This window comes from Enterocloster lavalensis (genome assembly GCF_046603895.1).
GTDB lineage: Bacteria > Bacillota > Clostridia > Lachnospirales > Lachnospiraceae > Enterocloster > Enterocloster lavalensis.
In genome coordinates this window covers 2,255,883-2,281,300 of sequence record NZ_CP176637.1, presented here as the reverse complement: position 1 = coordinate 2,281,300, position 25,418 = coordinate 2,255,883, and the positions used below count along the sequence as shown (strand labels likewise).

Here is a 25,418-nt window from a genome sequence, read left to right as displayed (position 1 = left end):
CAGGTGTTTTTATGGAATTAATAAAAAAGCAGATACATATGAACCAGTTCAAGGGGACCGTGACCACTCAGATTACGCTGGATGACGATTTCATTGTGCCGGACACCATGGACGACATGGCCCAGGTGATGCTGGACACCGGGGAGATCCAGATTGAATCCGTAAAAAACCAGGGGGAAAAGGTGGCGGTGAAGGGCAAGCTGGAATTCCAGGTGCTGTACCGCAAGGAGGGCGGCGGGCTTCAGACCCTGGGCGGAAGCATCCCCTTCGACGAGACCATCAACGCGCCGGATCTGGAGGAAAAGGATTACGTCGGGTTAAACTGGATGCTGGAGGACTTGAACGCGGAGATGATCAATTCCCGCAAGCTGGGCGTTCAGGCCATCATCACCCTGCAGGTGCGCATCGAGACGCTGCGGGACGTGGAGGCAGCGGTGGATGTGGACATGGGAAATGGGGGCTTCGCGGCCCAGACTCCCGGGGAAACCGCAGGTCCGGCTCAGATCGAGACCTTAAAGCGCACGGTCAATGTGGCCGCCATCGCCGTCCGGCGCAAGGACACCTACCGGATGAAGGAGGAGATTTCCCTGACCGGCGGCAAGCCCAACATCGGCCGCCTGCTGTGGCGGGAGATGAAGCTGCGGGACGTGACCACCAAGCCCCTGGACGGGAAATTACATATTGACGGGGATTTGAACGTGTTCGCTATCTACCAGGCGGAGGACGAAAACATGCCGATGCAGTGGCTGGAGGAGACGCTTCCCTTCTCGGGCGACCTGGATTTGAGCGATGCGGTGGAGGAGATGGTTCCCATGGTCACCGTGCGCCTGGCCCACAAGGACCTGGAGCCGAAGCCAGACTACGACGGGGAGATGCGGGAGCTGGACGTGGACGCGGTGCTGGAGCTGGACATCAAGCTGTACCAGGAGCAGGACGTGGAGCTGTTAAGCGACATGTATTCCACCAGCCGGGAGGTGGAGCTGACCAGGTCCCAGGCCTGTTTCGACCAGATGCTGACCAAGAACGTCTGCAAATGCAAGGTCAGCGAGAAGCTGGAGCTGTCCGGGGCCGAGCGCATTTTACAGATCTGCCACAACGAGGGCACGATCAAGCTGGACGACGTGGAGATCGGGGAGGACAATATCCAGATCGACGGCGTTCTGGAGGTGAGCCTTTTGTATCTGACCAGCGACGACGAATCGCCGGTGCAGGCGGCGGTGGAGCAGGTGCCCTTCCACTGTACCGCGGAGGCCAGAGGGGTTACAAAGGACAGCGTGTACCAGCTCAACACCGGTTTGGAGCAGCTGACCGCCGTGATGATGGGCGGCGAGATGGTGGAGATCAAGGCGGTGCTGGCCCTGGATTTCCTGGTACTGCAGCCGGTCTGCGAGCCGGTGATCACCGGGGCCCAGGTGAATCCCATGGATATGCAGAAACTGCAGGAGCTTCCGGGCATCGTGGGCTATATCGTGCAGCCCGACGACACGCTGTGGAACATTGCTAAGAAATTCCACACCACGGTGGGAAACATCATTTCCACCAACGAGCTGGCGGACGACAAGGTGAAGGGCGGCATGCGCCTGCTGCTGGTCAAGGAGATCGCCCAGCCGTGAGAAAACAGGGCATATTAGGAGGCGGAGAGCCATGGGAATACCGGTGGCTCCCCGTTTTTTCTTGCCCGCAGCCGCCGGTAAACCGCCCGCGGGCTGCGCGGTCCCTCAAAGCGCGGTTGCTGTTCACTTCGTGCCCAGTCACGCGCTGCGCGATGCACAGAAACGGCAAAAACGCCGTTTCGCTCCACAGCCCTCGGGTTTTCTGTGACTTCCGCAGCGCTCCACTCACAAAAAACACCTCGCGGGATATTGCCTGTGAACCGTAGCAAAGCGCTGTCCAACGGGAAAAGCTGTTTGCATTCGCGGGCATTTAATGTTAAATTATTGGTAGATTCAAAAGCCGGTTTTGCCGCAATCCCTGCGGAGTCCGGCAGCCCACGCAGCAGCCGGGTATCCGGGCGTTTTGCCTGCCGCCGCTGCGGGTATAAAATGGGTCCGGGCCGGCAAACGGGCGGCGCGGACATACAATAAGGAGGATGGAACATGAAAATCGTAGTGCTGGAACCCCTCGGCGTGAGCGGGGCGTATGTGGACAAGCTGGCGGAGGGCCTGAGAGCGGCCGGACATGAACTGATATACTGGGACACAAAGGTGACGGACACCCCGTCCCTCATTGAGCGGGGGCGGGACGCGGACATCCTGGTGGTGGCCAACATGCCCTTAAAGGGCGAGGTCATTGAGGGCTGCCCCAGGGTCAAATACATCGCGGTGGCGTTCACGGGCGTGGACCACGTGGACCTTTCCGCCTGCAGGGCGCGGGGAATCGCGGTGAGCAACGCGGCCGGATATTCCACAAACGCGGTGGCGGAGCTGGTGTTCGGCCTGGCCATCGGCCTGTACCGCAGCATCCCGGCCTGCGATCAAAGAGCGCGCACCGGAGGCACCAAGGATGGCCTGGTGGGGCCTGAGCTTCACGGAAAAACCATGGGCATCGTGGGCACCGGGGCCATCGGCCGCCGGGTGGCCGCCATTGCGTCGGCGTTCGGCTGTAAGCTTCTGGCCTACAGCCGCACGGAGCGGAAGGAGATGAAGGCCCTGGGCGCGGAGTATGTGACCCTGGAGGAGCTGATGGAGCGAAGCGACATCGTCTCCCTTCACGTGCCGGTGACCGACGGCACCAGAGGGCTGATCGGGCGGGAGCTGTTGGCGAAAATGAAGAAGAGCGCCATTCTGATCAATACGGCCAGGGGGCCGGTGGTGGACAACGCCGCCCTGGCGGAGGCCCTGGAGAACGGTTCCATCGCGGGAGCGGGAATCGACGTGTTCGACATGGAGCCGCCCATCCCCGGGGATTATCCGCTGCTCACGGCGCCCCACACCATCCTGACGCCCCACGTGGCCTTCGCCACGGACGAGGCTATGGAAATCCGGGCGGATATCACCATTTCCAACATCGAGCACTGGATTGCCGGGGATCAGATCAATGTGATACTTTCCGGGAATTAAATGGAGAGTCCGATGATACGGTATCTGGAGCCGGAGGAAAAGCCGCTCTGCCGCCCGCTCTGGGAGGAAGCTTTTCCCGAGGACACACGGGAATTTCTGGACAATTATTTTGAGCGTAAAATGAAGGAGAACCGGGTTCTGGCCGCTCTGGACGGGGAGAGCGGCGGCGTTCTCTCCATGATCCATTTAAATCCCTATGAGCTGGTGGCCGGGGAGCAGCGGTTTAAGGCCGACTACCTGGTGGCCTGCGCCACGGCCCGCAGGGTGCGGGGCCAGGGGTACAACCGGGAGCTGGTCAACCGGCTTTTGGCGGATCTGTACCGGGAAGGCGCGCCGGTGACCTTTCTCGCGCCAGCCATCCCGGAGCGCTACCGGAAGGCCGGGTTCGAGTATGTGTCTCTCCCGCCGGAAGCCCGGCTGCGGCGGGAGACGCCGGTGACGGTAAGACCGTTGCCGCGGGGGGATACGGAGCTGTACGCGGATGTGGCGCTGTGGATGAACCGCTGGCTGGGAGAACGCTTTCAGGTCTATGCCCACCGGGACGCCGCGTATGTGGAGAATCTGGTTATGGAGCTGGCCAGCGATGACGGCGTGCTGGAACAGCTGTTTCTGGGGGATAAGAGGATTGGGCTGCGTGCGTTTTGGGGGCGGACCAAGCGGGAACAGCGCCTGCTCTACTGCGCGGACGGCAGCCTCACCGGGGAGTACCCGTGCTCCGGCCCCGGAATCATGGCACGGGTGGTCAACGCACCGGCATTTTTGAGCGGCTTTGGCGTAAACGGGGACTGCCCCTGCCAGGAGATGGAGGTCCCGCTGGTAATAAGGGACCCGCAGATTAAGGAGAACAACGGTCTGTTTTGCTGGCGCTTAAATGCAAACGGTTCCATGCTCAGACGTCCCGGGGCGTCGGGAGGCGTGGGGCCGGATGGGGCCGGACTTCTCGTCTCCTCCGAGGCGCTGGCGCTGACGCCTGGCCAGCTTGCGGCGTGGCTCTGGGGATACCGTACCCTGGAGGAGCTGGAGCCGGACAGTGGAATTCCCTACTGGTGTGGATTTGTGCGCACCTTAAAGGGCGTATTTCTCGACGAGGTGGTCTGACGGGCCCGTCCCGCGCGAGGTGGAAGGAGTGTAATCAGATGGATGAAAAACTGGAAACATTGAGACAATGGATCGCAGAGAGCCATAACATTGTATTTTTCGGCGGCGCGGGCGTGTCCACGGAGAGCGGGATTCCGGATTTCCGCAGCGTGGACGGCCTTTACAACCAGCAGTACGCCTACCCGCCGGAGACCATCATCAGCCACAGCTTTTATGTGCGTTATCCGGAAGAATTTTACCGCTTCTACAAGGACCGCATGCTGTTTGCGGACGCAAAACCCAACGCGGCCCACCGGGCGCTTGCAAAGCTGGAGGCAGACGGCAGGCTGAAGGCCGTAATCACCCAGAACATCGACGGCCTGCACCAGATGGCCGGGAGCCGGGAGGTGCTGGAGCTGCACGGCAGCGTCCACCGCAACTACTGCACCCGCTGCGGGAAATTTTACAGCCTGGACGACGTGATCCGCAGCGAGGGAGTGCCCCGCTGCGACTGCGGCGGCACGGTCAAGCCGGACGTGGTGCTCTATGAGGAAGGGCTGGACAGCAATACGCTGGAAAAGTCCGTCCGCTACATCCGCCAGGCGGATATGCTGATCATCGGGGGCACCTCCCTGGTGGTATACCCGGCGGCGGGCCTGATCGACTATTACCGCGGCAGCAAATTGGTGCTGATCAACAAGGACGCTACCGCCCGGGATTCCCAGGCGGACCTGGTCATTAACGGCAGGATCGGGGAGGTCCTGGGAGCGGTCACCGGCGTTCAATAAAATTCCAAGAAAGCAGGTAAACGATATGTATACAGCAGCAGAAAACCGGTACCACACCATGAAATACCGCCGCTGCGGCAGGAGCGGAGTGCTCCTCCCGGCGATTTCCCTGGGCCTCTGGCAGAATTTCGGCCTGGAAAAGCCCCTGGAAGAACAGCGGCAGATTCTTTGCAGGGCCTTTGACCTTGGCATCACCCATTTTGACCTGGCCAACAATTACGGGCATCCGGCCAGGGGGAAGGCGGAGGAGAATTTCGGAGCCATTTTAAAGTCGGATCTCATGCCTTACCGGGATGAACTCTTCATCTCCACCAAGGCGGGATACGATTTCTGGCCCGGCCCCTACGGCAACTGGGGCTCCCGGAAATACCTGATCGCCAGCCTGGATTCCAGCTTAAAACGCATGGGGCTGGATTATGTGGACGTATTTTACCATCACCGCCCGGACCCGGAGACGCCGCTTGAGGAAACCATGGGCGCGCTGTCGGATATCGTGCGTCAGGGGAAGGCGCTGTACGTGGGCATTTCCAATTACCAGGCCGACGAGGCGTCCAGGGCCATCGCCATTTTAAAGGCCAACGGCACGCCCTGTCTGATCCACCAGCCCCGGTACAATATGTTCGAGCGCTGGGTGGAGGACGGCCTTCTGGGCGTTCTGGACCGGGGCGGCGTGGGCTGCATCTGCTTCAGCCCTCTGGCCCAGGGCGCGCTTACCGGCCGCTATCTGAACGGAATTCCAGAGGGTTCCCGGGCGTCCAGGGCGGGCACCACCATCGGCGGGCGGTATCTGACTGAGGACAAGCTGGAAAAGATCCGGGCATTAAACGGGATCGCGGCGGACCGGGGGCAGAGCCTGGCGCAGATGGCGCTCTGCTGGGTGCTCAGGCGTAAGGAGGTGACCTCGGTTCTGATCGGAGCCAGCAGCACGGCCCAGCTGGAGGACAACGTGATGTCCTTAAACCGGATGGAATTCACTGCGGACGAGCTGCAGGCCATTGAGAATATCCTGAAATGACAGAAAAGGGAGCGGACAAGTTATGAATGAAAAGCCGAATTACGAGGTGGGCGATATCGTCAAACTGAAAAAACCCCATCCCTGCGGCAGCAGCCAGTGGGAGATTCTGCGGGTGGGCGCGGACTTCCGCCTCAGCTGCATGGGCTGCGGGCACCAGATCATGGTGCCCCGCAAGCTGGTGGAGAAGAATACCAGGGGGCTGACTAAAAAGGGCGCGGCGGCTGAAAAGAACGGCGAAAACCTCGAAAAATAACGTAAAAACCCGTAAAAACCCGAAAAAACCGCTTGCTTTTGTCCGGCAAATTTGGTACAATAATACTCCGTGACATATTATATCCTTGCTCCCGTAACTGAAAGCGGGGGCCAGAGACCATAAGGAGGTAAAGCAAGATGAACAAGTATGAATTAACCGTTGTTCTGAATGTGAAGCTGGAAGACGAAGAGCGCGCAGCAGCACTGGAAAAGGTAAAGGGTTACATTACCCGTTTCGGTGGTACCGTGACCAACGTAGATGAGTGGGGTAAGAAGAGACTTGCATATGAGATCCAGAAGATGCACGAAGCTTACTACTACTTCATTCAGTTTGAGTCCGATTCTGTATGCCCGAACGAAGTTGAAGCACACATTCGTATTATGGAACCAGTGATCAGATACTTATGCGTGAGAGTGGACGCATAATCTCAGCCGCATAAGAAGTTAAAAAGGAAGAGTGATCGTATGAACAGAGTTATCTTAATGGGAAGATTGACCAGAGACCCGGAAGTCAGATATTCGCAGGGCGAGCGCTCCATGGCGATTGCCCGCTATACTCTTGCGGTAGACCGCAGAGGGCGCAGAAACCAGGACAACGGAGAGCAGTCGGCCGATTTCATCAACTGTGTGGCCTTTGACCGCGCGGGTGAGTTCGCCGAGAAGTATTTCCGTCAGGGCATGAGAGTATTGGTGTCCGGAAGACTCCAGACAGGTAGCTATGTTAACAAAGACGGTCAGAAAGTATACACCACCGAGGTTATCCTGGACGACCAGGAGTTCGCCGACAGCAAGGGCGCATCCTCTGAGATGGGCGGCGGCTATACACAGTCCGCTCCGGCCCAGAGACCGGCCCCTGCCAGCGCGATTGGTGATGGGTTTATGAACATTCCGGATGGAGTGGAGGACGAGGGCCTTCCGTTTAACTAGGATGTTCCACTGTTAAATCATAAAGGAGGACAACACCAATGGCATTTAATAAATCAGACAGACCGGATGGAGCTAAGATGAGAAGACCGGGCGGAATGCGCAGAAGAAAAAAAGTTTGCGTTTTCTGCGGTGATAAGAACGGCACCATCGATTACAAGGATGTAAATAAGTTAAAAAGATATGTATCCGAGAGAGGTAAAATTCTTCCCAGAAGAATTACCGGCAACTGTGCAAAGCACCAGAGAGCCCTGACCGTAGCCATCAAGCGCGCGCGTCACATCGCTCTGATGCCCTACACCTGCGACTAATTTACGCAGGCAGCGCTGTAAGCGGAATACAGATTTTATGGACGGGTTCGTCGCGAATATGCGGCGGGCCCGTTTTTTTGTGCAAAAAAATGAAAAATCCACGCTTTTTTAAAACCTGCACGTCTCCGCCCGGTACTATATGACAGAGGAGGCGGGATGGGAGATGATCGATGAAGAATGTTTAAGGGAAATAAACGACGGGTTGTTCGGCCTTCGGGACAGCCTGGACCGGCGGATCCGGCAGCTTGGGGATATCCGCAGGGCATTGGACGCCACAGAGTGCGGTCTGGCAGACATGCAGGACACCGGGGGCGCCTGCGGGGCCGCCATTCTGCGGTTGCTGCTGCGATATTTACAGGAACTGGAAAATGATATGTGCCGTCACGCCTGCCAGATCGAAGGGCTGGAGGCTGCGGCCGGGACAAAGGGGGTGAATTTCAGGCAAAAATAGGATAAGCCTTATCCTACTTTTTGTTCGCCATCACTTGGATCAGATTGGAGAGGGCGTTGATCTCCTCGGCAGACAACCCTGAGGTGTCCAGGGCAGCATCTGCAGGTACTAAACCATAGCAGTGTAACGATTTATATCAATCAAATAAGGAGGATTTAAACATGAGAGCAAGTAAGAGAATTGCGGCGCTGGTTCTGGCGGCCGGACTGGCGGTGGCGGGAAGCATGACGGCTTTCGCGCAGGAGTTTACCGTGCATTTTGAGGGGATTTTTTCCAGCGGGCTGGAGGACACGGGGACAACCATGTCTTCCGAGTATGAGAATCCCTTCAGCGGCACCCTATACAACCTGTACGATGAAAATACCACAATCACCATGGACCAGTCCAGGACTTACGGAATGTCCGGCAACCCGTCGATCTACTGGGGATATCTGGACGGCGGCAGGTTCGTGATGGTGGATTCCTTCGAGAAGGAGGACTTTATGGGATATCCCATGTATGTGGGCATCCAGGCCGATAAGGCCTATCCGGTGATCAACCCGGAACAGCTGGCCAAAGACAAGGCCGACGGCTCGGCCTACTCAAAGACCTATGTGCTGCTGATCGACGGAGTTGAATCCACTTCCTATTCCAATGTGTGTCTTGGATATTTCTTCAAGCTGAAGCAGGGCAGCGCGGCAGCCGGAACCGCGGAATGGAAGCAGGACGCCGTAGGCTGGTGGTGGGACAACGGCGACGGCACATACCCTGTAAACCAGTGGAAGGAGATCAGCGGTAAGTTCTATTATTTCGGTTCCGACGGCTACATGCTCCACGACACCACAACTCCGGACGGATACACCGTGGACGGAAACGGTGTGTGGGTAGAAAACTGAGACGGCTGTCGTTTGGATCAGACCGTCGCGGCACATTCCGCCCTGGGCTATGAAAATGCCATTTTTTCCAGTAAATAAATGGAAAATGAATGAAAAATCTCCCAGAATTGTCCATGACACTGGGGGATTTTTCCATGTCCGCGACATTGACAAAAAATGCCGATGGCCGTATAATCCACAAGGAAACCGAAAACGGATCGAAAAAAGGGAGGAATTGCAATGGCAAGACCAAAGAGAACCATGGCCGCTGCGGCCAAGGCTGTGGAGGTAAAGGAAGAAGTGAAGGAAGTGGTCAGGGAGGCGACGAAGGCTCCTGCGGCCAAGGCTGAGGCGAAAGCCGCAGATCAGGCCCAGGTAAAAACCGCGGCCAAGGCTGACGCGATCGGGAACGTGAAAGCAGCCCCCAAGGCTGAGGTCGAGAAAACCGTAGTGGTAGAGTTCGGCGGCAAGCAGATCAAAGCCAAAGACGTGCTGGCTCAGGCCGAGAAGGCTTACGCAGAGTCTCACCCGGAAACCGAAATCAAGACCGTGGAGCTTTACATCTCTCCGGAGCAGAACGCGGCTTACTACGTGGTGAACGGAGAGGCCTCCGACGATTTTAAGATCGAGCTGTAAATCAGACCGGACCTGAGGCGGCCCCAGGCTGCGAGAGGTCCGGCAAACCATAATAAAAGAGGGAAAACGGCGCTCAGACCGTTTTCCCTCTTTCAATATTAAAGTTCGTTCAAGACCAATATAAGTCTCAGGATGTTCACGCGTACTGATACACTTGTTTGTACCGCTTCCGGTAATACAGCGACAGCAAGGTGCTGCCCAGCTCCGCGATGGGGATCGCCAGCCACACGCCGTCCACGCCCAGCAGGGCGGGGAGAATCAAAAGGCTGGTGATGATCAGCCCGAAGGTCCGCACAAAGGAGATGACGGCGGAGACTTTTCCATTTCCCAGCGCCGTAAACAGGGCGGAGGAAAAGATGTTCAGCCCGGAGAACAAAAAGCCCATGGCAAAGACTGAGAATCCGTGGCTGGCCAGCTGCCAGACCATCGTGCCCCGGCGGGCGAATACCGTCACCACGGCGTCCCCGGCGAACTGCGCGAACAAAAACACCGTCACGGAGGCAGCCACCGTGAAGATCATGGCGGTCTTGTAGACCTGCTTTAGCTGTGCATGATTCCGGCTGCCGTGGTTAAAGCTGACCACCGGTGAGATTCCCTGGGAGAAGCCCATAAACAGCGCGTTCAGCAGAAACTCCGAATACTGGATAATGGTGATGGCCGCCACGCCGTCCTCCCCTGCGAACCGCATCATGGTCAGGTTGAACAGGAAGGTGATGATGCCAGCGGAGAGGTTGGTGACCATCTCCGAGGAACCGTTTAAGCAGGTCTCTCCCAGCTCGGCGCCGGACATGCGCGGGCGGACAAACCAGAGGGATCTCTTCGCAGAGGCAAAATAGATCAGCCCGAACAGCGCCGGGATCATATAGCCGGTAACCGTGGCGATGGCGGCCCCGGCGATGCCCATCCCCATGGGTACGATCAGTATATAGTCCAGCACCGCGTTGGTGATTCCGGCCGCGACGGTGAGAAACAACCCGATTCCCGGCCGCCCCTCCGTCACAAAATACATCTGAAACAGAATCTGAAGCATCAGCGCGGGCGCGAAGCCCAGCTGCCAGCGCAGGTAGGTGACGCAGTCGGCCAGAAGCACGTCGCTGGCGCCCAGCATGCGGGATAGGGGCGCTGCGAACAGCGTGCCCAGAACCGCCAGGACCAGGCCGATGACCACGTTCAGAAAAATCACGGCGGTAAAGGTCTGCCTGGCCTCCTCCGGCTTGCCCTCGCCCATCTTGCGCGCCACGATGGCGCTGCTGCCGGTGGACAGCATGATCGCCAGTCCCAGCACGATGTTGACCGCCGGATAAACGATATTGATGGAGGACAGCGCGTTGGTGCTGACGAAACGCGAGACGAACATGCCGTCCACAATGGTATAGAGGGACATAAACACCATCATAATGGTGGTGGGCAGTGCAAATACCAGCAGCGACCCGAAGGTAAACTTTTTTGACAATGAATAACTCATAAAAAACACTCCTATATTTCTTGCATATTTCAGCCGCATTCATTATGATAGACTATAGGGTAACCCGATAGTCAAGAGGAGATTTGAAAAAATATGGAACAGAGAAATGAACTCTATTTTACAACCGGCGAATTTGCGGAGATTCTGGGGGTGAAAAAACACACCCTGTTTCACTACGACGAGATCGGCCTGTTTTCACCGGCGGTGAAAGAGGAAAATGGATACCGGTATTATTTTGTGTGGCAGATGGACGCCTTTGAAGTGATCCGGGCGCTGCAGCGCCTTGGTATGCCCCTGGGTGAGATCAAGGCCTACATGCAGGAGCGCTCCCCCGGGCTTTTTTTGAAAATGATGGACCAGCAGGAGCGACAGATCGACCAGGAGATCAAGCGGCTGCGGTCCATGAAGCAGTTTATCCGCCATGAGAAACAGAATGTGCAGGAGGCGCTGGACGTGCGCCTGGACGAACCCTATCTCGTCCGCCGGGAGGAGTGCTGGCTCCTGCTGTCGGACGTGAAGGGACGGGAGGAGCGCAAGCTGGCCGAGGAGATCGCCCAGCACGTGCGCCTGCGGGAACAGTACCGGGTGACCCAGAGCGCCGTGGGGACCATCTGCCTGGGTCAGGACCTGGATCAGGGGAAATACAACCGGTATGTGTGCGTTTACTCCAGAATCACCCGGCCCGTGGCGGGCCTTAAGACGCTGCGGAAGAGAGCCGGCCAATACGTGGAGGTCTGTTACCGCGGTTATGAGGACAGCATGGAAAAGCCTTATCACCTGATCCGGGAGTACGCAGAGCGCCAGGGCCTGCGGCTGGGCCGGGAGTGGTACGAGGACTTTCTGCTGGACGAGCTGACCGTCAAGGGTTACGGGGATTATATCGTCAAGGTGGCGGTGGAGGCGCTGTAGACAGTGTACCCGGCTTGCGGGGATTTTACCGGAAAGATTGTCTCAGGGGAAAAAATACGGAAATGTGGGCGGAAAACCCTATGAAAACGCGGCCCAAAGAGGGATCGGCCGGAATTTGACTTGCGGTCATGGGGGAATTTGCATATAATAGAAACGTATGTGAACCGGTACCGGCGGATGGGCAGCCCACAGAATCCACATAATATGGAAGGAACGGCCTGACGCCCGTTAACCGCCCCTGGTCCCATCCGTCTTTAAAATAGGAATTGACATTTGTCCCATCCAATGATATAAATAAAACCACACTAAGCTACTATGAATAGTGTGGTTAAACGCTTTAAGATACTGAATAAGCTGGCGCCTTCAGAGGAATCCTAAGGGAAACAGCCGGCTCAGAGCGGATGGAACGTCAGATCCGTGCGGGAGAGTAGAATGGCCTCCCGGCGGGGAACCGGTCCAAGCTGGTAGGAGCCCGTGCCCTCGCTGTCCATGTGTGAAATGGGAACCAGGCGGTTGGCCCCACGGGGCTGATCGGGGATGATCCCGATGCCCTCGAGGACGAGGTCCTCGATATCCCGGCCCTCCTCGTAGTACCCGTCGAACACCAAAAGGCGGTCCGACTCCCCGATACCCGTGACCAGAACGTAGTGGCCGCACTCGTAGATCACGCGGATCACGGCCGCGCCGCCCTGGCGCAGAACGCTCAGCACGGGGCTGTCCGCTCCCAGGTGGACCTGGTCGGCTTCCAGAAACTGGGTTTTGATGGGGAAATGAACGGATTCCCCGTAGCCATTGATCCAGGAGCTGATAAAGCGCATGGCTGCTGCGGAGGTGCCGCGGCGGCAGGGATGGCCCTGCCCGTCAAAGCCGTCCAGGCAGTAGGCCATGATACGGCGGATCATCTCGGGGGGAATTTCCTCCCGGTCGAACAGAAAGGACAGCGCGTTCGTCAGGGACGTGGGTCCGCAGTCGAACTCGGTTTTCTGATAGGAAAAAGGGACTTTCATGGGCGCGCACCTCATTTTTCGGAGTAATGATGTTATGAACTATACAACTACAGCAGACCTTTGTCAAGAAGATGGGGTCATGTGGGCAAACAAGCAGGAGGAATAATTATGAAGATGAACCGTGGAATCGCGAAGCGGGCGCTGGGATTGGGATTGGCCATTGTGATGGCGTTGTCCGTGACGGCGTGCGGCAAGAAACAGTCCGGTGAACCCGGAGCAGCGGGCGGACAGCAGGAACAGTCCGGCGGCGGCCAGCAGGCGCAGGCGGCTGGAGGCGAGAAGATCGTCAACGTAGGCGTCACCGACACCTTAAATACCTTAAATCCCCTTCTGATGGACGGCGGGGAGATCAACAAATACGCCACCGGCCTGATGTTCCTGCCCCTGATGGAGCTGGATTCGGATTTACAGTTTGAGGGTATGCTGGCGGACTCCATCACCGCGGAGGACGAGCACAATTTCCTGGTGCATATCGACGAGTCGGCAACCTGGTCCGACGGCAAGCCGGTGACGGCGGACGACGTGATTTACACCGCCCTGAGGTTGACCAGCCCGGTGATCGGCAACCCGGCCATGATGTACTACGTCTTTGTGGGCGTCGGCGACGAGGGCTACACGGAGAAGGGCGCGGACCACGTGGAGGGTATCACGAAGGTGGACGACAAAACCGTGCGCTTCACCACCAAGGCCCCCATGTCCCTGGTGACCTTCCAGAACTCCTACGCCCGCTACTTAATGACGCTGCCCAAGCACGTGATCGAGGGCATCGCGGAGGAGGACTTAAAGTCCAACGAGTGGTTCAATCATCCCGACGTGGTGAGCGGACCTTTCCGTGTGACGGATTTTGACAAGGACCACTACATTTCCTATGAAGCCAACAAGGACTACTGGAAGGGCGCTCCCAAGATCGACCGCCTGAACATCAAGATCGTGGAAGGCAGCCAGCTCTACGCGGGCTTAAAATCCGGGGAGATCGACGTCACCCAGAATACCATGAGCGCCATTCCCATGGAGGACTACGAGAGCATCGAGGCTCTGGAAAATGTAACCCCGGTGTACGGCGACCCGGTGACCAACCAGTCCGTGTTCATCCAGACCGCCAATGTGCCGGACCCCAGAGTGCGCCAGGCCATGCTCTGCGCCATCGACCGGAACCGCATCCTGGACCAGCTGATGAAGGGCCACGGCGAAGTGATCGACGGGTTCCTCTCCAGCGCCAGCCCCTACTTCGACGCCTCCATCACCCCGGTGTCCTACGATCCCGAGCGGGCCAAGGCCCTGTTGGCTGAGGCCGGGTGGGATTCGGGCAAAACCCTTAAGTTCTATGTGAACTCCGGCGACAGCACCTTTATCAACGCCGCTTCCGTGATTGCGGCCCAGTGGGCCGAGGTGGGAATCAAGGCGGATATCCAGACCGTGGACTTCGCCACCCTGATGGCAACCGCCACCTCGCGGGATTACGACGTGCTGGCCGTTCAGTACACCTACGCGCCGGTGGACCCCTATGCGGATATCAACTGGCTGATCAATATGGAAGACAGCTGGACCAGCTATGTGAACGCGGACGTCAACGACGCCCTGTCTAAGGTCCAGGTGACCAACGACACTGCCGAGACCGCAAAGCTTTACTCCATCGTGGACAAAAAGGTGCAGGAGGACGTTCCCATGTTCTCCGCCTACGTGATCAGCTCCCTGGGAGCGGTGAACAAGCGCCTGACCGGAGTGCAGCCCTCAGTCTACGGGTTCTTCAACCACGTGGAGCAGTGGGATGTAAAATGATCCCGGCGGCCGGCTGCGACAAACGAACAAGGTAGCGAACCTGTACTCCCGGAAAGCGCCCCCTGCGGACGCTTTCTGGGTGTCCTTGTTTGAAGGTAATGACTGAAACTCAGAAAGGAAACAACATGTCCCATATCCTGGAAGTAGAAGGACTCACAACTGTATTTGACGGTGACGGCGGCCAGATGACCAGCGCCGACGGCATCAGCTTTTATGTGGATCCCGGAGAGATCGTCTGTATTGTGGGCGAGTCCGGCTGCGGAAAGAGCGTCACCTCCCTGTCCCTCATGAGCCTGCTGGGCCGGGGCGGCAAGGTGAGAGCCGGAAAGGCCCTGTTTGAGGGCCGGGATCTGCTGAGTATGTCGGAGAAGGAGCTGGACAAGATCCGCGGCGACGCCGTGACCATGATTTTCCAGGACCCGCTGACCTCCTTAAACCCCGTGTTCACTATCGGGCGGCAGATCACGGAGAGCATCCGCGTCCACATGCATCTGGACAAGGAGGCGGCGTTTAAGCGGGCCGTCTCCCTGCTGGAGAAGGTGGGGATGCCGGACGCCGCCTCAGTGATGAAAAAATACCCCCATCTGCTCTCCGGCGGCCAGCGCCAGCGGGTGATGATCGCCATGGCCTTATCCTGCAGGCCCAGACTTCTGATCGCGGACGAGCCGACCACGGCCCTGGACGTGACCATTCAGGCGCAGATCATGCAGCTCCTGAAGGAACTGCAAAAGGATCTGGGGATGGCGGTGATCCTGATCACCCACGACATCGGGCTGGTGGCGCAGATGGCGGACCGGGTGCTGGTGATGTACGCGGGACAGATCATCGAGCAGGCCCCGGTGCTGAGGCTGTTCGACGAGCCGGGCCATCCCTACACCCAGGCGCTGCTGCGCTCCGTGCCCTCCATTCCGCGTTTTAGCGGAAACAGGGAGGAGGTTTTGGCGGCCCAGGAGGCGGACGGAAAACGGCTGGAGTCCATTCAGGGCGTGGTGCCCGAGCACTACGACCGGATCACGGGCTGCCGCTTTGCAGACCGCTGCCCTTACGAGGAGGAACGCTGCCACGAACCCCAGGAGGAGGTGGCCTGCGGCCCGGCCCATGTGGCGCGGTGCTGGAAAACCGCCCGTTTGGAACAAACGGACGGAATGACCCAGGAGAAGGAGGGATAAGGGATGAATACGGAACAGAACCATGGGGACGGAGCCGGGATCAGGCCGGACCGTCCCGTCGATCCCGCCTCCCGGACGCCTATCCTGACTGTGGAGCGGCTGAAAAAATATTATCCGGTCAAGGGAGGCGTGATCACCCACAAGATCGGCGACGTGCGCGCGGTGGACGGCGTCAGCTTTACGGTATACCAGGGGGAGACCCTGGGGCTGGTGGGCGAATCCGGCTGCGGAAAATCCACCCTGGGCCGGCAGATCGTGGCCCTGGAGCGGCCCACCGCCGGGAAGATCCTCTACCGCGGCGTGGACCTGGCCTCCATGAACCGCAGGGAGATGGCGGGAATCCGAACGGAGCTGCAGATGGTATTTCAGGACTCCTACTCCTCCTTAAACCCGCGCAAGCACATCTATGAAATCCTCTCGGAGCCGATGCTCTACCACGGCCTGGCAACGAAGGACAATCTGGACGCGGAGCTGAAACGGCTATTGGATATGGTGGGCCTGCCCGCCCACTCCCTGGGGCGTTATCCCCACGAATTCTCCGGCGGCCAGCGCCAGCGCATCGGCATCGCCAGGGCGCTGTCCCTGCGGCCGAAGCTTATGGTCTGCGACGAGCCGGTCAGCGCCCTGGACGTGTCCATCCAGGCGCAGATTTTAAATCTGCTGCGGGATTTGCAGAAGGAGCTGGACCTGACCTGTATCTTCATCGGCCACGGTCTGGGCGCGGTGAATTACGTCAGCGACCGCATCGCGGTCATGTATCTGGGCAAGATCGTGGAATTGGCCGATGCCAGGGAGTTGTTCGCCGATCCCATTCACCCCTACTCAAAGGCGCTGTTTAGGGCGGTGCCCATCCCGGACCCCAGAGCCAGGGAGACGGAGATTCCGGTGCTTCAGGGGGAGATTGCCAGCAACACCCGCCCGCCGTCGGGCTGCCGCTTCCATCCGCGCTGTCCCTACGCCAGGCAGGAATGCTCTGAGATCGAGCCTGAGCTGAAACCGGCCTTTGCGGGCAGCGGCCATCTGGTGGCCTGCCCGGTGCTTGCCGGAGAAGAGAACGAAAAAGGAGGCGGTCCGACCCATGGGTAAATACATTTTAAAACGCATTCTGATCGCCATCCCCACGCTGATCGGAATCACCATCATCGACTACGCCATCATGTGTATGGCGGGAAATCCCCTGGAGATGCTTCAGGGCGCCCGGATCTCCCAGGCGGCCATCGAAGCCCAGAAGGCCGCGCTGGGGCTGGACCAGCCCTTCTATATCCAGTATTTCGTGTGGCTGTCCAACCTGCTCCAGGGCAACATGGGCTATTCCGTCAAGACCTACCAGTCTGTCAGCGCCATGATCGGAAGCCATCTGGGGCCGACCCTGCTGCTCATGGGCGTGTCCCTGATCGTCAGCCTGCTGATGGCGGTGCCCGCTGGGATTTACAGCGCCATCCACCAGTATTCCAGGGGGGATTACACGGTGGTGACCCTCTCCTTCTTCGGAAGCAGCATCCCGGGCTTTTTCCTCTCCCTGCTGCTGGTGTATCTGTTCACCGTCAAGCTGGGCTGGCTGCCCTCCGGCGGCATGACCACCCTTGGCTCCTCCGGGGGCGCGGCGGATATCGCGGCCCACATGGTGATGCCGGTGATCGTGCTGTCGGTGTCTATGGCGGGCACCAACATCCGCTACATCCGAAGCGCGGTATTGGAAATCCTGCAGCAGGACTACCTGCGCACGGCCAGGGCTAAGGGCCTGGGACGCCGCCGGGTGGTGAACCAGCACGCCCTGCGCAACGCCATGGTGCCCATCGTAACGGTGATCGGCATGGAGATTCCCGTGCTGTTCGGCGGCGCTGTGATCGTGGAACAGCTGTTTTCCTGGCCCGGCCTGGGGCTAATGACCATGAGCGCCATCATGAGCCGGGATTACCCGGTGATCATGGGCGTGTGCCTGTTGTCCGCGGTGGTGGTGCTGGCGGGCAATCTGATTACGGATATTCTGTACGCGGTGGTGAACCCCACCATCCAGTATCAATAGGAGCGGCCCATGAAGAGACAAACGGATATTACAAATGAAAGCTATTTACAGACGGTCTGGCGGCGCTTCAAACACCATCATCTGGGCGTCGCCAGCCTGATCCTGCTGACCGTGATCTGCCTGGCCGCCGTGCTGGCCCCGCTCATCGCGCCCCACGACCCGGACGCCATCGTAGGCCCCTTCAGCGAGGCGCCCAGCCTGCGGTTCTGGCTGGGCACGGACCAGATCGGCCGCGACATGTTGAGCCGCCTGCTCTACGCCACCCGCATTTCCCTTCTGGTGGGCCTTATGGCCACCGCCATCTCCACCGCCGTGGGCGTGGTGCTGGGGCTTTTAGCCGGGTATTTCGGAGGATGGCTGGACATGCTGATCATGCGCTTCACCGACATGGTGATGTCGTTTCCCTACATTCTCCTGGTGCTGGTGGCGGCCGCCATCTTTGAACCTGGGCTGTGGAGCATCATCCTGATCCTGGGTTTTGTGGACTGGCCCGGAATCGCCCGCCTGGTGCGGGGAAATGTGCTCAGCCTGCGGGAAACCAACTTTGTCAAAGGCGACATCGTGGCGGGAATGCCCCTGCGGCACATCCTGTTCTCGGAGATTCTGCCCAACACCGTGGCACCCATTCTGGTCTACGCCACCTCGGTCATGGCCCTGTCCATGCTGGACGAGGCGTCCTTAAGCTTTTTGGGAATGGGTGTGCAGCCCCCCACGGCCAGTCTGGGCAACATGCTCAACAGCGCCCAGTCCCTGACCGTGCTCACCAGGCAGCCCTGGCTGTGGATACCGCCGGGCCTGCTGATCGTGATCCTGGTGGTGGCCATCAACTTTGTGGGCGACGCCCTGCGGGATGCGGTGGACCCAACGGCCACCCTGCGGCGGTAGGTCGAAACAGCCCGGGCCCCCGTTTCCCCGCCGTCTGCACTGCCACAAGAAACGAGGTATTTGCCATGAGATACATTGAGAAAAAACACGTCATTCACACCTTTTACCCGGAGCATCCCCCGGTCAGCCGGGCGCGGTCCGGGGAGACCGTAACCTTTGAGACCTATGACTGCTACAAGGGCCAGCTGCTGCCAGGGGACACCACCTTTGCGGACCTGGACCGGAGCCTGGAAAATCCCGCCACCGGTCCCCTGTTCGTGGAGGAAGCAGCGCCGGGGGATGTGCTGCGGGTGGATATCCTGGACATTTCCCTGGACCCGGTGGGGATTCTGGACATGGGGCCCGCCAGCGGCGCGTTGAAGGGCAAAGTTTCCGCCACCGTGATCCGCCGCGTGCCGGTTCAGGACAACCGGATCCATTACCGGAATCTGGAGATTCCGGCCAGACCCATGGTGGGCGTGATCGGCGTAGCGCCGGAGAGCGGAGCCGTCAGTACGATGACGCCCATGAATCACGGCGGAAATATGGACTGCACCCGCATCGAGGCCGGCTGCTCTTTGTACCTGCCCGTGAAGGCGCCCGGAGCCCTGCTCGCCATGGGCGATCTGCACGCTATTATGGGGGATGGTGAGGTGGGAAACTGCGGCGTGGAGATCGGGGGCCGGGTCACCGTGCGGGTACACGTTCTCAAGGGGCTGGCCCTGGAATACCCCATGATCCGCAATTCGCAGAAATGGATCACCGTCGCGTACGGCGAAACGCTGGATGAAGCCGGGGACAAAGCGGTTCTGCAGATGTTTTCCTTCCTCACGGAGCACGCGGGGGCGGACCCGGTGGACGCGGGCATGTACCTTGACATGCTGGGAGACCTGGCGGTCTGCCAGATCGTCAATCCGATGAAAACCATGCGCCTGGAGCTTCCCTGTTTGGTTACGGAGGCGGAGGGCTTTACCGGCTTTGCCCAGGAGGACGGCCTATGACCATACACCAGATCGAGTGTTTTCTGGAGGTGGCGCGCACGCTGAACTTCACCGAGGCGGCCGGTCACCTCTACATTTCCCAGCAGGGGCTGAGCCGCCAGATTTCTTCCCTGGAGAGAGAGCTGGAGATGCGGCTGTTTGAGCGGACCACCCGGGAGGTGCGCCTGACCCGCAGCGGGGAGATTCTGATGTGGAAATGGCAGAATATTCCGACCCTGATCCGGGAGTCGGTGGACATGGCCCGGGAGGACAACAAGCGGGAGAAGGACCGCATTCACGTGGCGATTCTGAAGATGAACGGCGTGATGGACGTGGTGGGACGGATTCTGGCGGAGTACAGCGACCAATTCCCGCAGACGGAGTTCCAGCTCAAGGAGTACAGCGACGTGAAGGACCTGGCCGGGATCAACGCGCCGGACCTGATCATTACCCTGAGCAATGGGTTCGACTACACCAAGATCAAGGACAAGTTCAACTGGGCGGAACTGCACAGTTTTCCCCTGTACTACGTGTTTTCCAAAAAAAATCCAATGGCCGGTCTGGATCGCCTCAGCAGCGCCCAGCTTCAGCAGCAGACGCTTCTGGCCGTGTTCCGGTACGAGGAGTCCGGTCTGGGGATGAAAATCCTGGAGTTTCTGGGAAATCTGGGATATCTTCCCAAAAAGGTGCGGTATTTCGACAATACGGACAGCCTGGAGCTGGCCCTGAACGCCAACGAGGGCATTCACATCGGCTACCGGGAATATTACCACGATTTCGGGGACCGGCTGGCCATGTACCCGATTCCCACCCCGGAAAATCAGGCCGAGGCCAAGGTGATGGCGCTGTGGCGGGTGGAGGACGAGGAAAAATTAAAAGATCTGGTTTCCTATCTGAATTCCATTGATCTGCGCAGGCGGGAATAAAAACAAAAAGATGGACAATTAACATCATATAGTTGTTAATTGTCCGTTTTTTGATGTTAGACAATAAAGGCATATATGTCTAAAATACAAATGGTTGGTTTGTAACGAAATGGGGGAGAGCTGTTGCCTGGCAACGGTTGGTTCCCCTTGTTTTTTTTAAGGCATTTTAAGGAATACAAAGCAGAAAGGAAAGAGGAGAAGATGAAAAAAGGAGTAAAACGTGCAATTTGGGCGGTTGTGATCGTGGTCATAGCCGTATTCCTGTTTTTGCGCCTGACAAAGAAAACGGAGTTCGCAGAGGCTACGGCGGACCCGGTGGTGACGGTTGAAAAGCCGCATATGGGCGATGTGCGCCTGACGACCCAGCTGATCGGCACCATTGAGCCTGCGGACGTGGTATATATTTTCCCCAAGGCCGGCGGCGATATCACCGCGGTGAACATCAAGGCCGGGGATACGGTGACGGCGGGACAGGTGCTGGTGGAGATCGACACCAAGCAGGTGGACGCGGTCAGAACCTCCATGGAGGCGGCCAAGGTGTCCGCGGAGAGCGCGCAGAACGTGTTGAACCGCATGACCCCCCTGTATCAGGCCGGTTACATATCCGCCCAGGACTACGACGGCTACAAGGCCCAGGCGGACGCTGCCAGACTTCAGTATGAGGCGGCTCAGATCAATTATAACAATCAGATGGAATTCAGCAATATCACCAGCCCCATAAACGGCCGGGTGGAGCAGTGCAACGTGGAGCTTCACGACACCGTAGGCCAGTCCACGCAGCTGTGCATCATCGCGGGGGAGAGCGGCAAGGTGGTCTCCTTCTATACCACTGAGAAGGTGAAAAACAATCTGAACCCCGGCGATCCCGTGGTCCTCAACAAGGACGGCGTGGACTACGACGGAACGATCACCGAGGTCAGCAACATGGCGGACGCCGGTGTGGGACTGTTCAAGGTGAAGGCCTCCGTGGAGGACAACAACACCATGACACCGGGAACCGACGTGGAGCTTCAGGTACCCAAGGATTCCGCGCTGAACGTTATGCTGGTGCCCACTCACAGCGTGTACTACCGCGGCGGGGACGCATTTGTCTATACCTATGATGCCGGTGAGAGCGTGATCCGCGAGGTGCCGGTGGAAGTGGGAATCTTTGATACTGAGAATATTGTGATTAAGTCCGGCCTGACCATGGACGATCAGGTACTTACCACCTGGACTTCCGAGCTGAAGGACGGCTACAAGGTGTCGCTGGCGGACAGCGAGGCGGCTGCCGGGGCGAACCAGGCAGAAGCTGCGGCTGAGTAAGGAGGGCGTAAAACTATGGGTTTAACAAAACTAGTCCTGAAACGGCCGGTGACCACGGTACTGATGATCCTGTGCCTGGTGGTGTTCGGTCTTCAGGCCTTCATGTCATCGCCTCTTGAGCTGATGCCGGAAATGAACATGTCCATGATCGTTGTGATGACGCCCTATCCCGGCGCCAGCCCCGAGGACGTGAACGAACTGGTTACCAAGACGGTGGAGGGTCAGGTGGGAACCTTAAGCGGTCTGGACACCGTTTCCTCCATGTCCCGTGAGAACGTGTCCATCACCATGCTGGAATACAAGTACGGCACGGATATGGATAAGGCTTACGATGATCTGAAAAAGCAGATGGATCTGGCGAAGGTCAGCATGCCGGACGAGGTGGAAGACCCCATCATGCTGGAACTGAACGCCAACCTGATGGCCAATATGATCCTGGCGGTCAGCAAGGACAACACCGATAACCTCTATAACTATGTAAACGACGACGTGGTGCCGGAGCTGGAGAAGCTGAACTCCGTGGCCGAGGTATCCATCAACGGCGGCAGCAAGGAGTATATCCGCGTGGAGCTGCTCCCGGAGAAGATGAACCAGTACGGCGTGAGCATGAATTCCATTGCCACGGATATCGGCAGCGCCGACCTGGCTTACCCCGCAGGCAACGCCGATATGGGAGACCAGCAGCTGGCCGTTTCCACGGACCAGAAGTTCGACACCCTGGAGAGCCTTCAGGACATCCCCCTGACCGTATCCGGAAAGAATACGATCTATCTCGGCGATGTGGCGAACATCTATCTGGGTGAGGACGATACCAGCAGTATCGCCCGCTACAACGGCCAGGACACCATCGCGGTGTCCGTGACCAAACAGCAGGATGCGGCCTCCCTGACCCTGTCCTCGGACGTTCACGATGTGGTCGACGAGCTGACGGCAGCGGATCCGGACCTGAACATTACGGTGGTTATGGACACCAAGGACAACATCATGTCCTCCCTGACCTCCGTGTTCCAGACCATGATCGCCGCCATCGTGATTTCCATGGTGATTATCTGGATGTTTTTCGGCGATATCAAGGCATCTCTGATTGTCGGAAGCTCCATCCCAGTATCCATCCTGGCCTCCTTTGTGCTGATGAACCTCATGGGCTTCTCCCTGAACGTGATCACCTTAAGCGCCCTGGTGCTGGGCGTCGGCATGATGGTGGATAACTCCACGGTTGTGCTGGAGAGCTGCTTCAGAGCTACCACGGACACGGGCTTCCGGGAGTTTTCCAAGGCGGCCCTAAACGGTACGGGCGTGGTGTACCAGTCGGTTGTGGGTTCCACGCTGACCACCTGCGTGGTGTTCCTGCCCCTGGCAATGCTGAGCGGTATGACCGGCGAGATGTTCCGGCCGCTGGGCTTCACCATCGTGTTCTGTATGGTGGCGTCCCTGATCTCGGCCATCACCGTGGTTCCGCTGTGTTATATGAACTACAAGCCTGTGGAGAAGAAGACGGCTCCCCTGTCCCGCCCTGTGGAGAAGATGCAGGAGCAGTACCGCAGGACCATGCGCAGGCTGCTGCGCCACAAAGGGCTGGTCATGCTCGCTTCCGTGGCCCTTCTGGCCCTGTCCATTGTGCTGGCCCTTAACCTGAGAACCGAGCTGATGGGCGAGGACGACATGGGTCAGATCACCGTGACGGTGGAGACGAAGCCGGGCCTGCAGATGGAGATCGTGGAGGGCATTTTAAACCGCGCTGAGGCGGTTGTGAGCGCCGACCCCAATGTGGAGGACTACCTGACCCAGACGGGCGGCGGCGGTCTTGGAGGCAGCATGAGCTCCAACCCCACGGTGACGGCCTACCTGAGAAAAGACCGGGATATGGAAACGGACGACGTGGTAAAGCTCTGGAGAAAAGAGCTGGAAACGATTCCTAACTGTAACATCACGGTCAGCGCCAACTCCACCATCGGCTCCATGATGGGAACCAGCGATACCTACCAGGTGATTTTACAGAGCACCAACTACGACTCGCTTAAGGCGGACAGCGACCGGATTGTGGCGGCGTTGGATGCGCGCCCTGAAGTGACCAAGGTTCATTCCGATCTGGAGAACGCCGCTCCGGTGGTGAAGGTGCGTGTCAACCCCATCAAAGCCAAGGCGGCAGGGTTGTCCGCAGCGCAGATCGGCGGCACCTTAAACAGCATGTTAAGCGGCGTGAGCCCCGCATCTCTGGAGATCGACGGCCGCGACGTGGATATTAAAGTAGAATATGATAAAGACCGGTATAAGACTCTTTCCCAGGTTCAGAATATTGTGCTTCAGACCCCTACCGGCGGCGCGGTTGCGCTGACGGACGTGGCGGACCTGGTGTTTGAGGACAGCCCGTCCACAATCCGGCGTCAGGATAAGCAGTACCGCGTGACCATCACCGGCACCTATACCGACAAGGCGACGGAGACTACGGAGAAACAGCTTCAGACAGAGGTTGTGGCGCCGCAGCTGACCCAGGGCGTTTCCATTGCGATGAACAGCATGCAGAAATCCATGCAGAAGGAGTTCACCAACTTGGGCAAAGCCATTGCCATGGCGATTTTTCTGGTATTCGTCGTGATGGCGTGCCAGTTCGAGTCGCCGAAGTTCTCGATCATGGTTATGACCACCGTGCCCTTCTGTCTGATCGGCGCCTTCGGTCTGCTGTGGATCGTGGACAGCGCCATCAGCATGACCTCCCTGCTGGGCTTCCTGATGTTGGTGGGTACGGTTGTTAACAACGGTATCCTGTACGTGGATACGGTGAACCAGTACCGTCAGACCATGGATATGGAGACGGCGATGATCGAGGCGGGAGCCACCCGTCTGCGCCCCATCCTGATGACCACCCTGACCACGGTGCTGTCCATGCTGCCCATGGCGCTTGCGCTGGGCGATTCGGGCGAGACCACCCAGGGTCTGGCTCTGGTAAATATCGGCGGCCTGACCGCCTCCACCATTCTGGCGCTGCTCATGCTGCCCGCTTACTACAGCGTGATGAACCGCGGCGGAAAACAGAGTTTGATGGCGGATTAAGTCAAATTTTAATAGAGGGACCAGATGCGTGCCGCACCCGGCCCCTCTTTCTTTTAAAAAGTATGTCAAAAAATAGACAAACAAAAACTTTTTGTCTATCTAAAAAATATTTATGAAATAATTAGAAATTGCATTGAAAATAAAATGACGATGAGGTATAATCTATTCATATTGTACAAAAAATAAGAGAATCCTGAAAAATATGAAGAATTTGTTCGCTGCCTTATGGCAGGGGGTTCTTTTGAGAGAGGAGGATGGAGTTGGCCCAGGAGATCATTGACGCAATCCGTCAGGCGGAACAGGCGGCGGAACAGCGGGAAGCCCAGGCGGGGCAGCAGGCGGAAGAGATTATTGCGGAAGCAAGGTCGGGTGCGGCTGCGCAGAAGAGCGAGCTGATTCGCCAGGCCCGGGAAAAAGCCGCACAGACGGAAAACGCCGCCAAGGCCCAGGCGGACCGTATTATGGCGGACGCCGAACAGGCGGAAGGCGCTGAGCTTGAGTCACTGCGAAGCGCGGTAACAGAGAAGTCAGATCAGGCAGTAAAAGCGGTATTGGCTGAACTGCTGTAGA

25 protein-coding genes are annotated in these 25,418 nt (G+C 58.2%); 23 read left to right on the top strand and 2 right to left on the bottom strand.

All coding sequences use genetic code 11. The annotated features are described in order from the left end of the window. Positions 1–11: 11 nt before the first annotated feature. The 12 genes from ACK2JC_RS10080 (at position 12) to ACK2JC_RS10025 (ending at position 9,367) form a co-directional block, all read left to right on the top strand. A complete protein-coding gene (locus ACK2JC_RS10080; RefSeq protein ID WP_092371563.1) occupies positions 12–1,613 on the top strand; it encodes an SPOCS domain-containing protein in 1,602 nt (533 codons plus the stop codon). Positions 1,614–2,096: 483 nt separating this feature from the next. Next, positions 2,097–3,059, top strand: a complete 963-nt coding sequence (locus ACK2JC_RS10075; protein WP_320936881.1) for a 2-hydroxyacid dehydrogenase — start codon at positions 2,097–2,099, stop codon at positions 3,057–3,059. Between the two features lie 12 nt (positions 3,060–3,071). Next, a complete protein-coding gene (locus ACK2JC_RS10070; protein WP_368274762.1) occupies positions 3,072–4,157 on the top strand; it encodes a GNAT family N-acetyltransferase in 1,086 nt (361 codons plus the stop codon). 38 nt (positions 4,158–4,195) lie between these two features. Beyond that, positions 4,196–4,924: an NAD-dependent protein deacylase gene (locus tag ACK2JC_RS10065; RefSeq protein WP_092371571.1), complete on the top strand. Its 729-nt coding sequence runs from the start codon at positions 4,196–4,198 to the stop codon at positions 4,922–4,924. A 25-nt stretch (positions 4,925–4,949) separates the two neighbouring features. After that, positions 4,950–5,939, top strand: coding sequence for an L-glyceraldehyde 3-phosphate reductase (gene mgrA / locus ACK2JC_RS10060; protein WP_320936883.1), 990 nt, complete (start codon positions 4,950–4,952; stop codon positions 5,937–5,939). Positions 5,940–5,961: 22 nt separating this feature from the next. Then, positions 5,962–6,192 (top strand): DUF951 domain-containing protein, encoded by a 231-nt coding sequence (locus tag ACK2JC_RS10055; protein WP_092371576.1) that lies wholly within the window; start codon positions 5,962–5,964, stop codon positions 6,190–6,192. A gap of 137 nt (positions 6,193–6,329) precedes the next feature. Further along, positions 6,330–6,617: a 30S ribosomal protein S6 gene (gene rpsF / locus ACK2JC_RS10050; RefSeq protein ID WP_007706121.1), complete on the top strand. Its 288-nt coding sequence runs from the start codon at positions 6,330–6,332 to the stop codon at positions 6,615–6,617. A 39-nt stretch (positions 6,618–6,656) separates the two neighbouring features. Beyond that, the gene (locus tag ACK2JC_RS10045) at positions 6,657–7,118 is read left to right on the top strand and encodes a single-stranded DNA-binding protein (protein ID WP_107435818.1); all 462 of its coding nucleotides are present in this window, start codon (positions 6,657–6,659) and stop codon (positions 7,116–7,118) included. A 38-nt stretch (positions 7,119–7,156) separates the two neighbouring features. Further along, positions 7,157–7,426 (top strand): 30S ribosomal protein S18, encoded by a 270-nt coding sequence (rpsR, locus tag ACK2JC_RS10040; protein ID WP_007706127.1) that lies wholly within the window; start codon positions 7,157–7,159, stop codon positions 7,424–7,426. Between the two features lie 163 nt (positions 7,427–7,589). Then, a complete protein-coding gene (locus ACK2JC_RS10035; protein ID WP_320936884.1) occupies positions 7,590–7,877 on the top strand; it encodes a hypothetical protein in 288 nt (95 codons plus the stop codon). A gap of 161 nt (positions 7,878–8,038) precedes the next feature. Further along, positions 8,039–8,752, top strand: coding sequence for a hypothetical protein (locus ACK2JC_RS10030; RefSeq protein ID WP_368271611.1), 714 nt, complete (start codon positions 8,039–8,041; stop codon positions 8,750–8,752). 219 nt (positions 8,753–8,971) lie between these two features. Next, positions 8,972–9,367 carry a DUF6465 family protein gene (locus ACK2JC_RS10025; RefSeq protein ID WP_320937949.1) on the top strand — a complete coding sequence of 132 codons (396 nt, stop codon included), beginning with the start codon at positions 8,972–8,974 and terminating at the stop codon, positions 9,365–9,367. Positions 9,368–9,503: 136 nt separating this feature from the next. Here ACK2JC_RS10025 and ACK2JC_RS10020 read toward each other — a convergent pair whose 3' ends face one another. Next, on the bottom strand, positions 9,504–10,832 hold the full coding sequence (locus ACK2JC_RS10020; protein WP_092367664.1) for an MATE family efflux transporter: 1,329 nt from the start codon (positions 10,830–10,832) through the stop codon (positions 9,504–9,506). 93 nt (positions 10,833–10,925) lie between these two features. Here ACK2JC_RS10020 and ACK2JC_RS10015 point away from each other — a divergent pair, with 93 nt between their 5' ends. After that, positions 10,926–11,741, top strand: a complete 816-nt coding sequence (locus tag ACK2JC_RS10015; protein WP_320937950.1) for a MerR family transcriptional regulator — start codon at positions 10,926–10,928, stop codon at positions 11,739–11,741. A gap of 392 nt (positions 11,742–12,133) precedes the next feature. On the opposite strand, the gene ACK2JC_RS10010 is transcribed toward ACK2JC_RS10015, so the two are convergent. Next, positions 12,134–12,748 carry a C39 family peptidase gene (locus tag ACK2JC_RS10010; protein WP_166445823.1) on the bottom strand — a complete coding sequence of 205 codons (615 nt, stop codon included), beginning with the start codon at positions 12,746–12,748 and terminating at the stop codon, positions 12,134–12,136. A 108-nt stretch (positions 12,749–12,856) separates the two neighbouring features. Between ACK2JC_RS10010 and ACK2JC_RS10005 the strand changes: the two genes are divergently transcribed. The 10 genes from ACK2JC_RS10005 to ACK2JC_RS09960 all read left to right on the top strand — a co-directional run bounded on the left by ACK2JC_RS10005 (position 12,857) and on the right by ACK2JC_RS09960 (position 25,417). Next, positions 12,857–14,527 carry an ABC transporter substrate-binding protein gene (locus ACK2JC_RS10005; RefSeq protein WP_320937951.1) on the top strand — a complete coding sequence of 557 codons (1,671 nt, stop codon included), beginning with the start codon at positions 12,857–12,859 and terminating at the stop codon, positions 14,525–14,527. A gap of 125 nt (positions 14,528–14,652) precedes the next feature. Continuing rightward, entirely contained in the window at positions 14,653–15,696 is a 1,044-nt protein-coding gene (locus ACK2JC_RS10000) for an ABC transporter ATP-binding protein (protein WP_320937952.1), read from the top strand. Positions 15,697–15,699: 3 nt separating this feature from the next. After that, entirely contained in the window at positions 15,700–16,782 is a 1,083-nt protein-coding gene (locus tag ACK2JC_RS09995) for an ABC transporter ATP-binding protein (RefSeq protein ID WP_320937953.1), read from the top strand. After that, complete coding sequence (locus tag ACK2JC_RS09990) at positions 16,775–17,722, top strand: ABC transporter permease (protein ID WP_320937954.1); 948 nt, start codon at positions 16,775–16,777, stop codon at positions 17,720–17,722. The genes ACK2JC_RS09995 and ACK2JC_RS09990 overlap by 8 nt, the downstream gene beginning before the upstream one ends. Before the next feature lie 9 nt (positions 17,723–17,731). Beyond that, positions 17,732–18,607: an ABC transporter permease gene (locus ACK2JC_RS09985; RefSeq protein ID WP_092367643.1), complete on the top strand. Its 876-nt coding sequence runs from the start codon at positions 17,732–17,734 to the stop codon at positions 18,605–18,607. A 65-nt stretch (positions 18,608–18,672) separates the two neighbouring features. Beyond that, the gene (locus ACK2JC_RS09980; protein WP_368271606.1) at positions 18,673–19,587 is read left to right on the top strand and encodes an acetamidase/formamidase family protein; all 915 of its coding nucleotides are present in this window, start codon (positions 18,673–18,675) and stop codon (positions 19,585–19,587) included. Continuing rightward, the gene (locus ACK2JC_RS09975) at positions 19,584–20,492 is read left to right on the top strand and encodes a LysR family transcriptional regulator (RefSeq protein WP_092367637.1); all 909 of its coding nucleotides are present in this window, start codon (positions 19,584–19,586) and stop codon (positions 20,490–20,492) included. Before ACK2JC_RS09980 ends, ACK2JC_RS09975 begins: the two co-directional genes overlap by 4 nt. Before the next feature lie 201 nt (positions 20,493–20,693). Then, positions 20,694–21,797 (top strand): efflux RND transporter periplasmic adaptor subunit, encoded by a 1,104-nt coding sequence (locus tag ACK2JC_RS09970; protein ID WP_092367634.1) that lies wholly within the window; start codon positions 20,694–20,696, stop codon positions 21,795–21,797. Positions 21,798–21,812: 15 nt separating this feature from the next. After that, positions 21,813–24,848: an efflux RND transporter permease subunit gene (locus ACK2JC_RS09965; protein ID WP_092367631.1), complete on the top strand. Its 3,036-nt coding sequence runs from the start codon at positions 21,813–21,815 to the stop codon at positions 24,846–24,848. A gap of 254 nt (positions 24,849–25,102) precedes the next feature. Next, complete coding sequence (locus ACK2JC_RS09960; RefSeq protein WP_276852549.1) at positions 25,103–25,417, top strand: hypothetical protein; 315 nt, start codon at positions 25,103–25,105, stop codon at positions 25,415–25,417. Position 25,418: the final 1 nt, after the last annotated feature.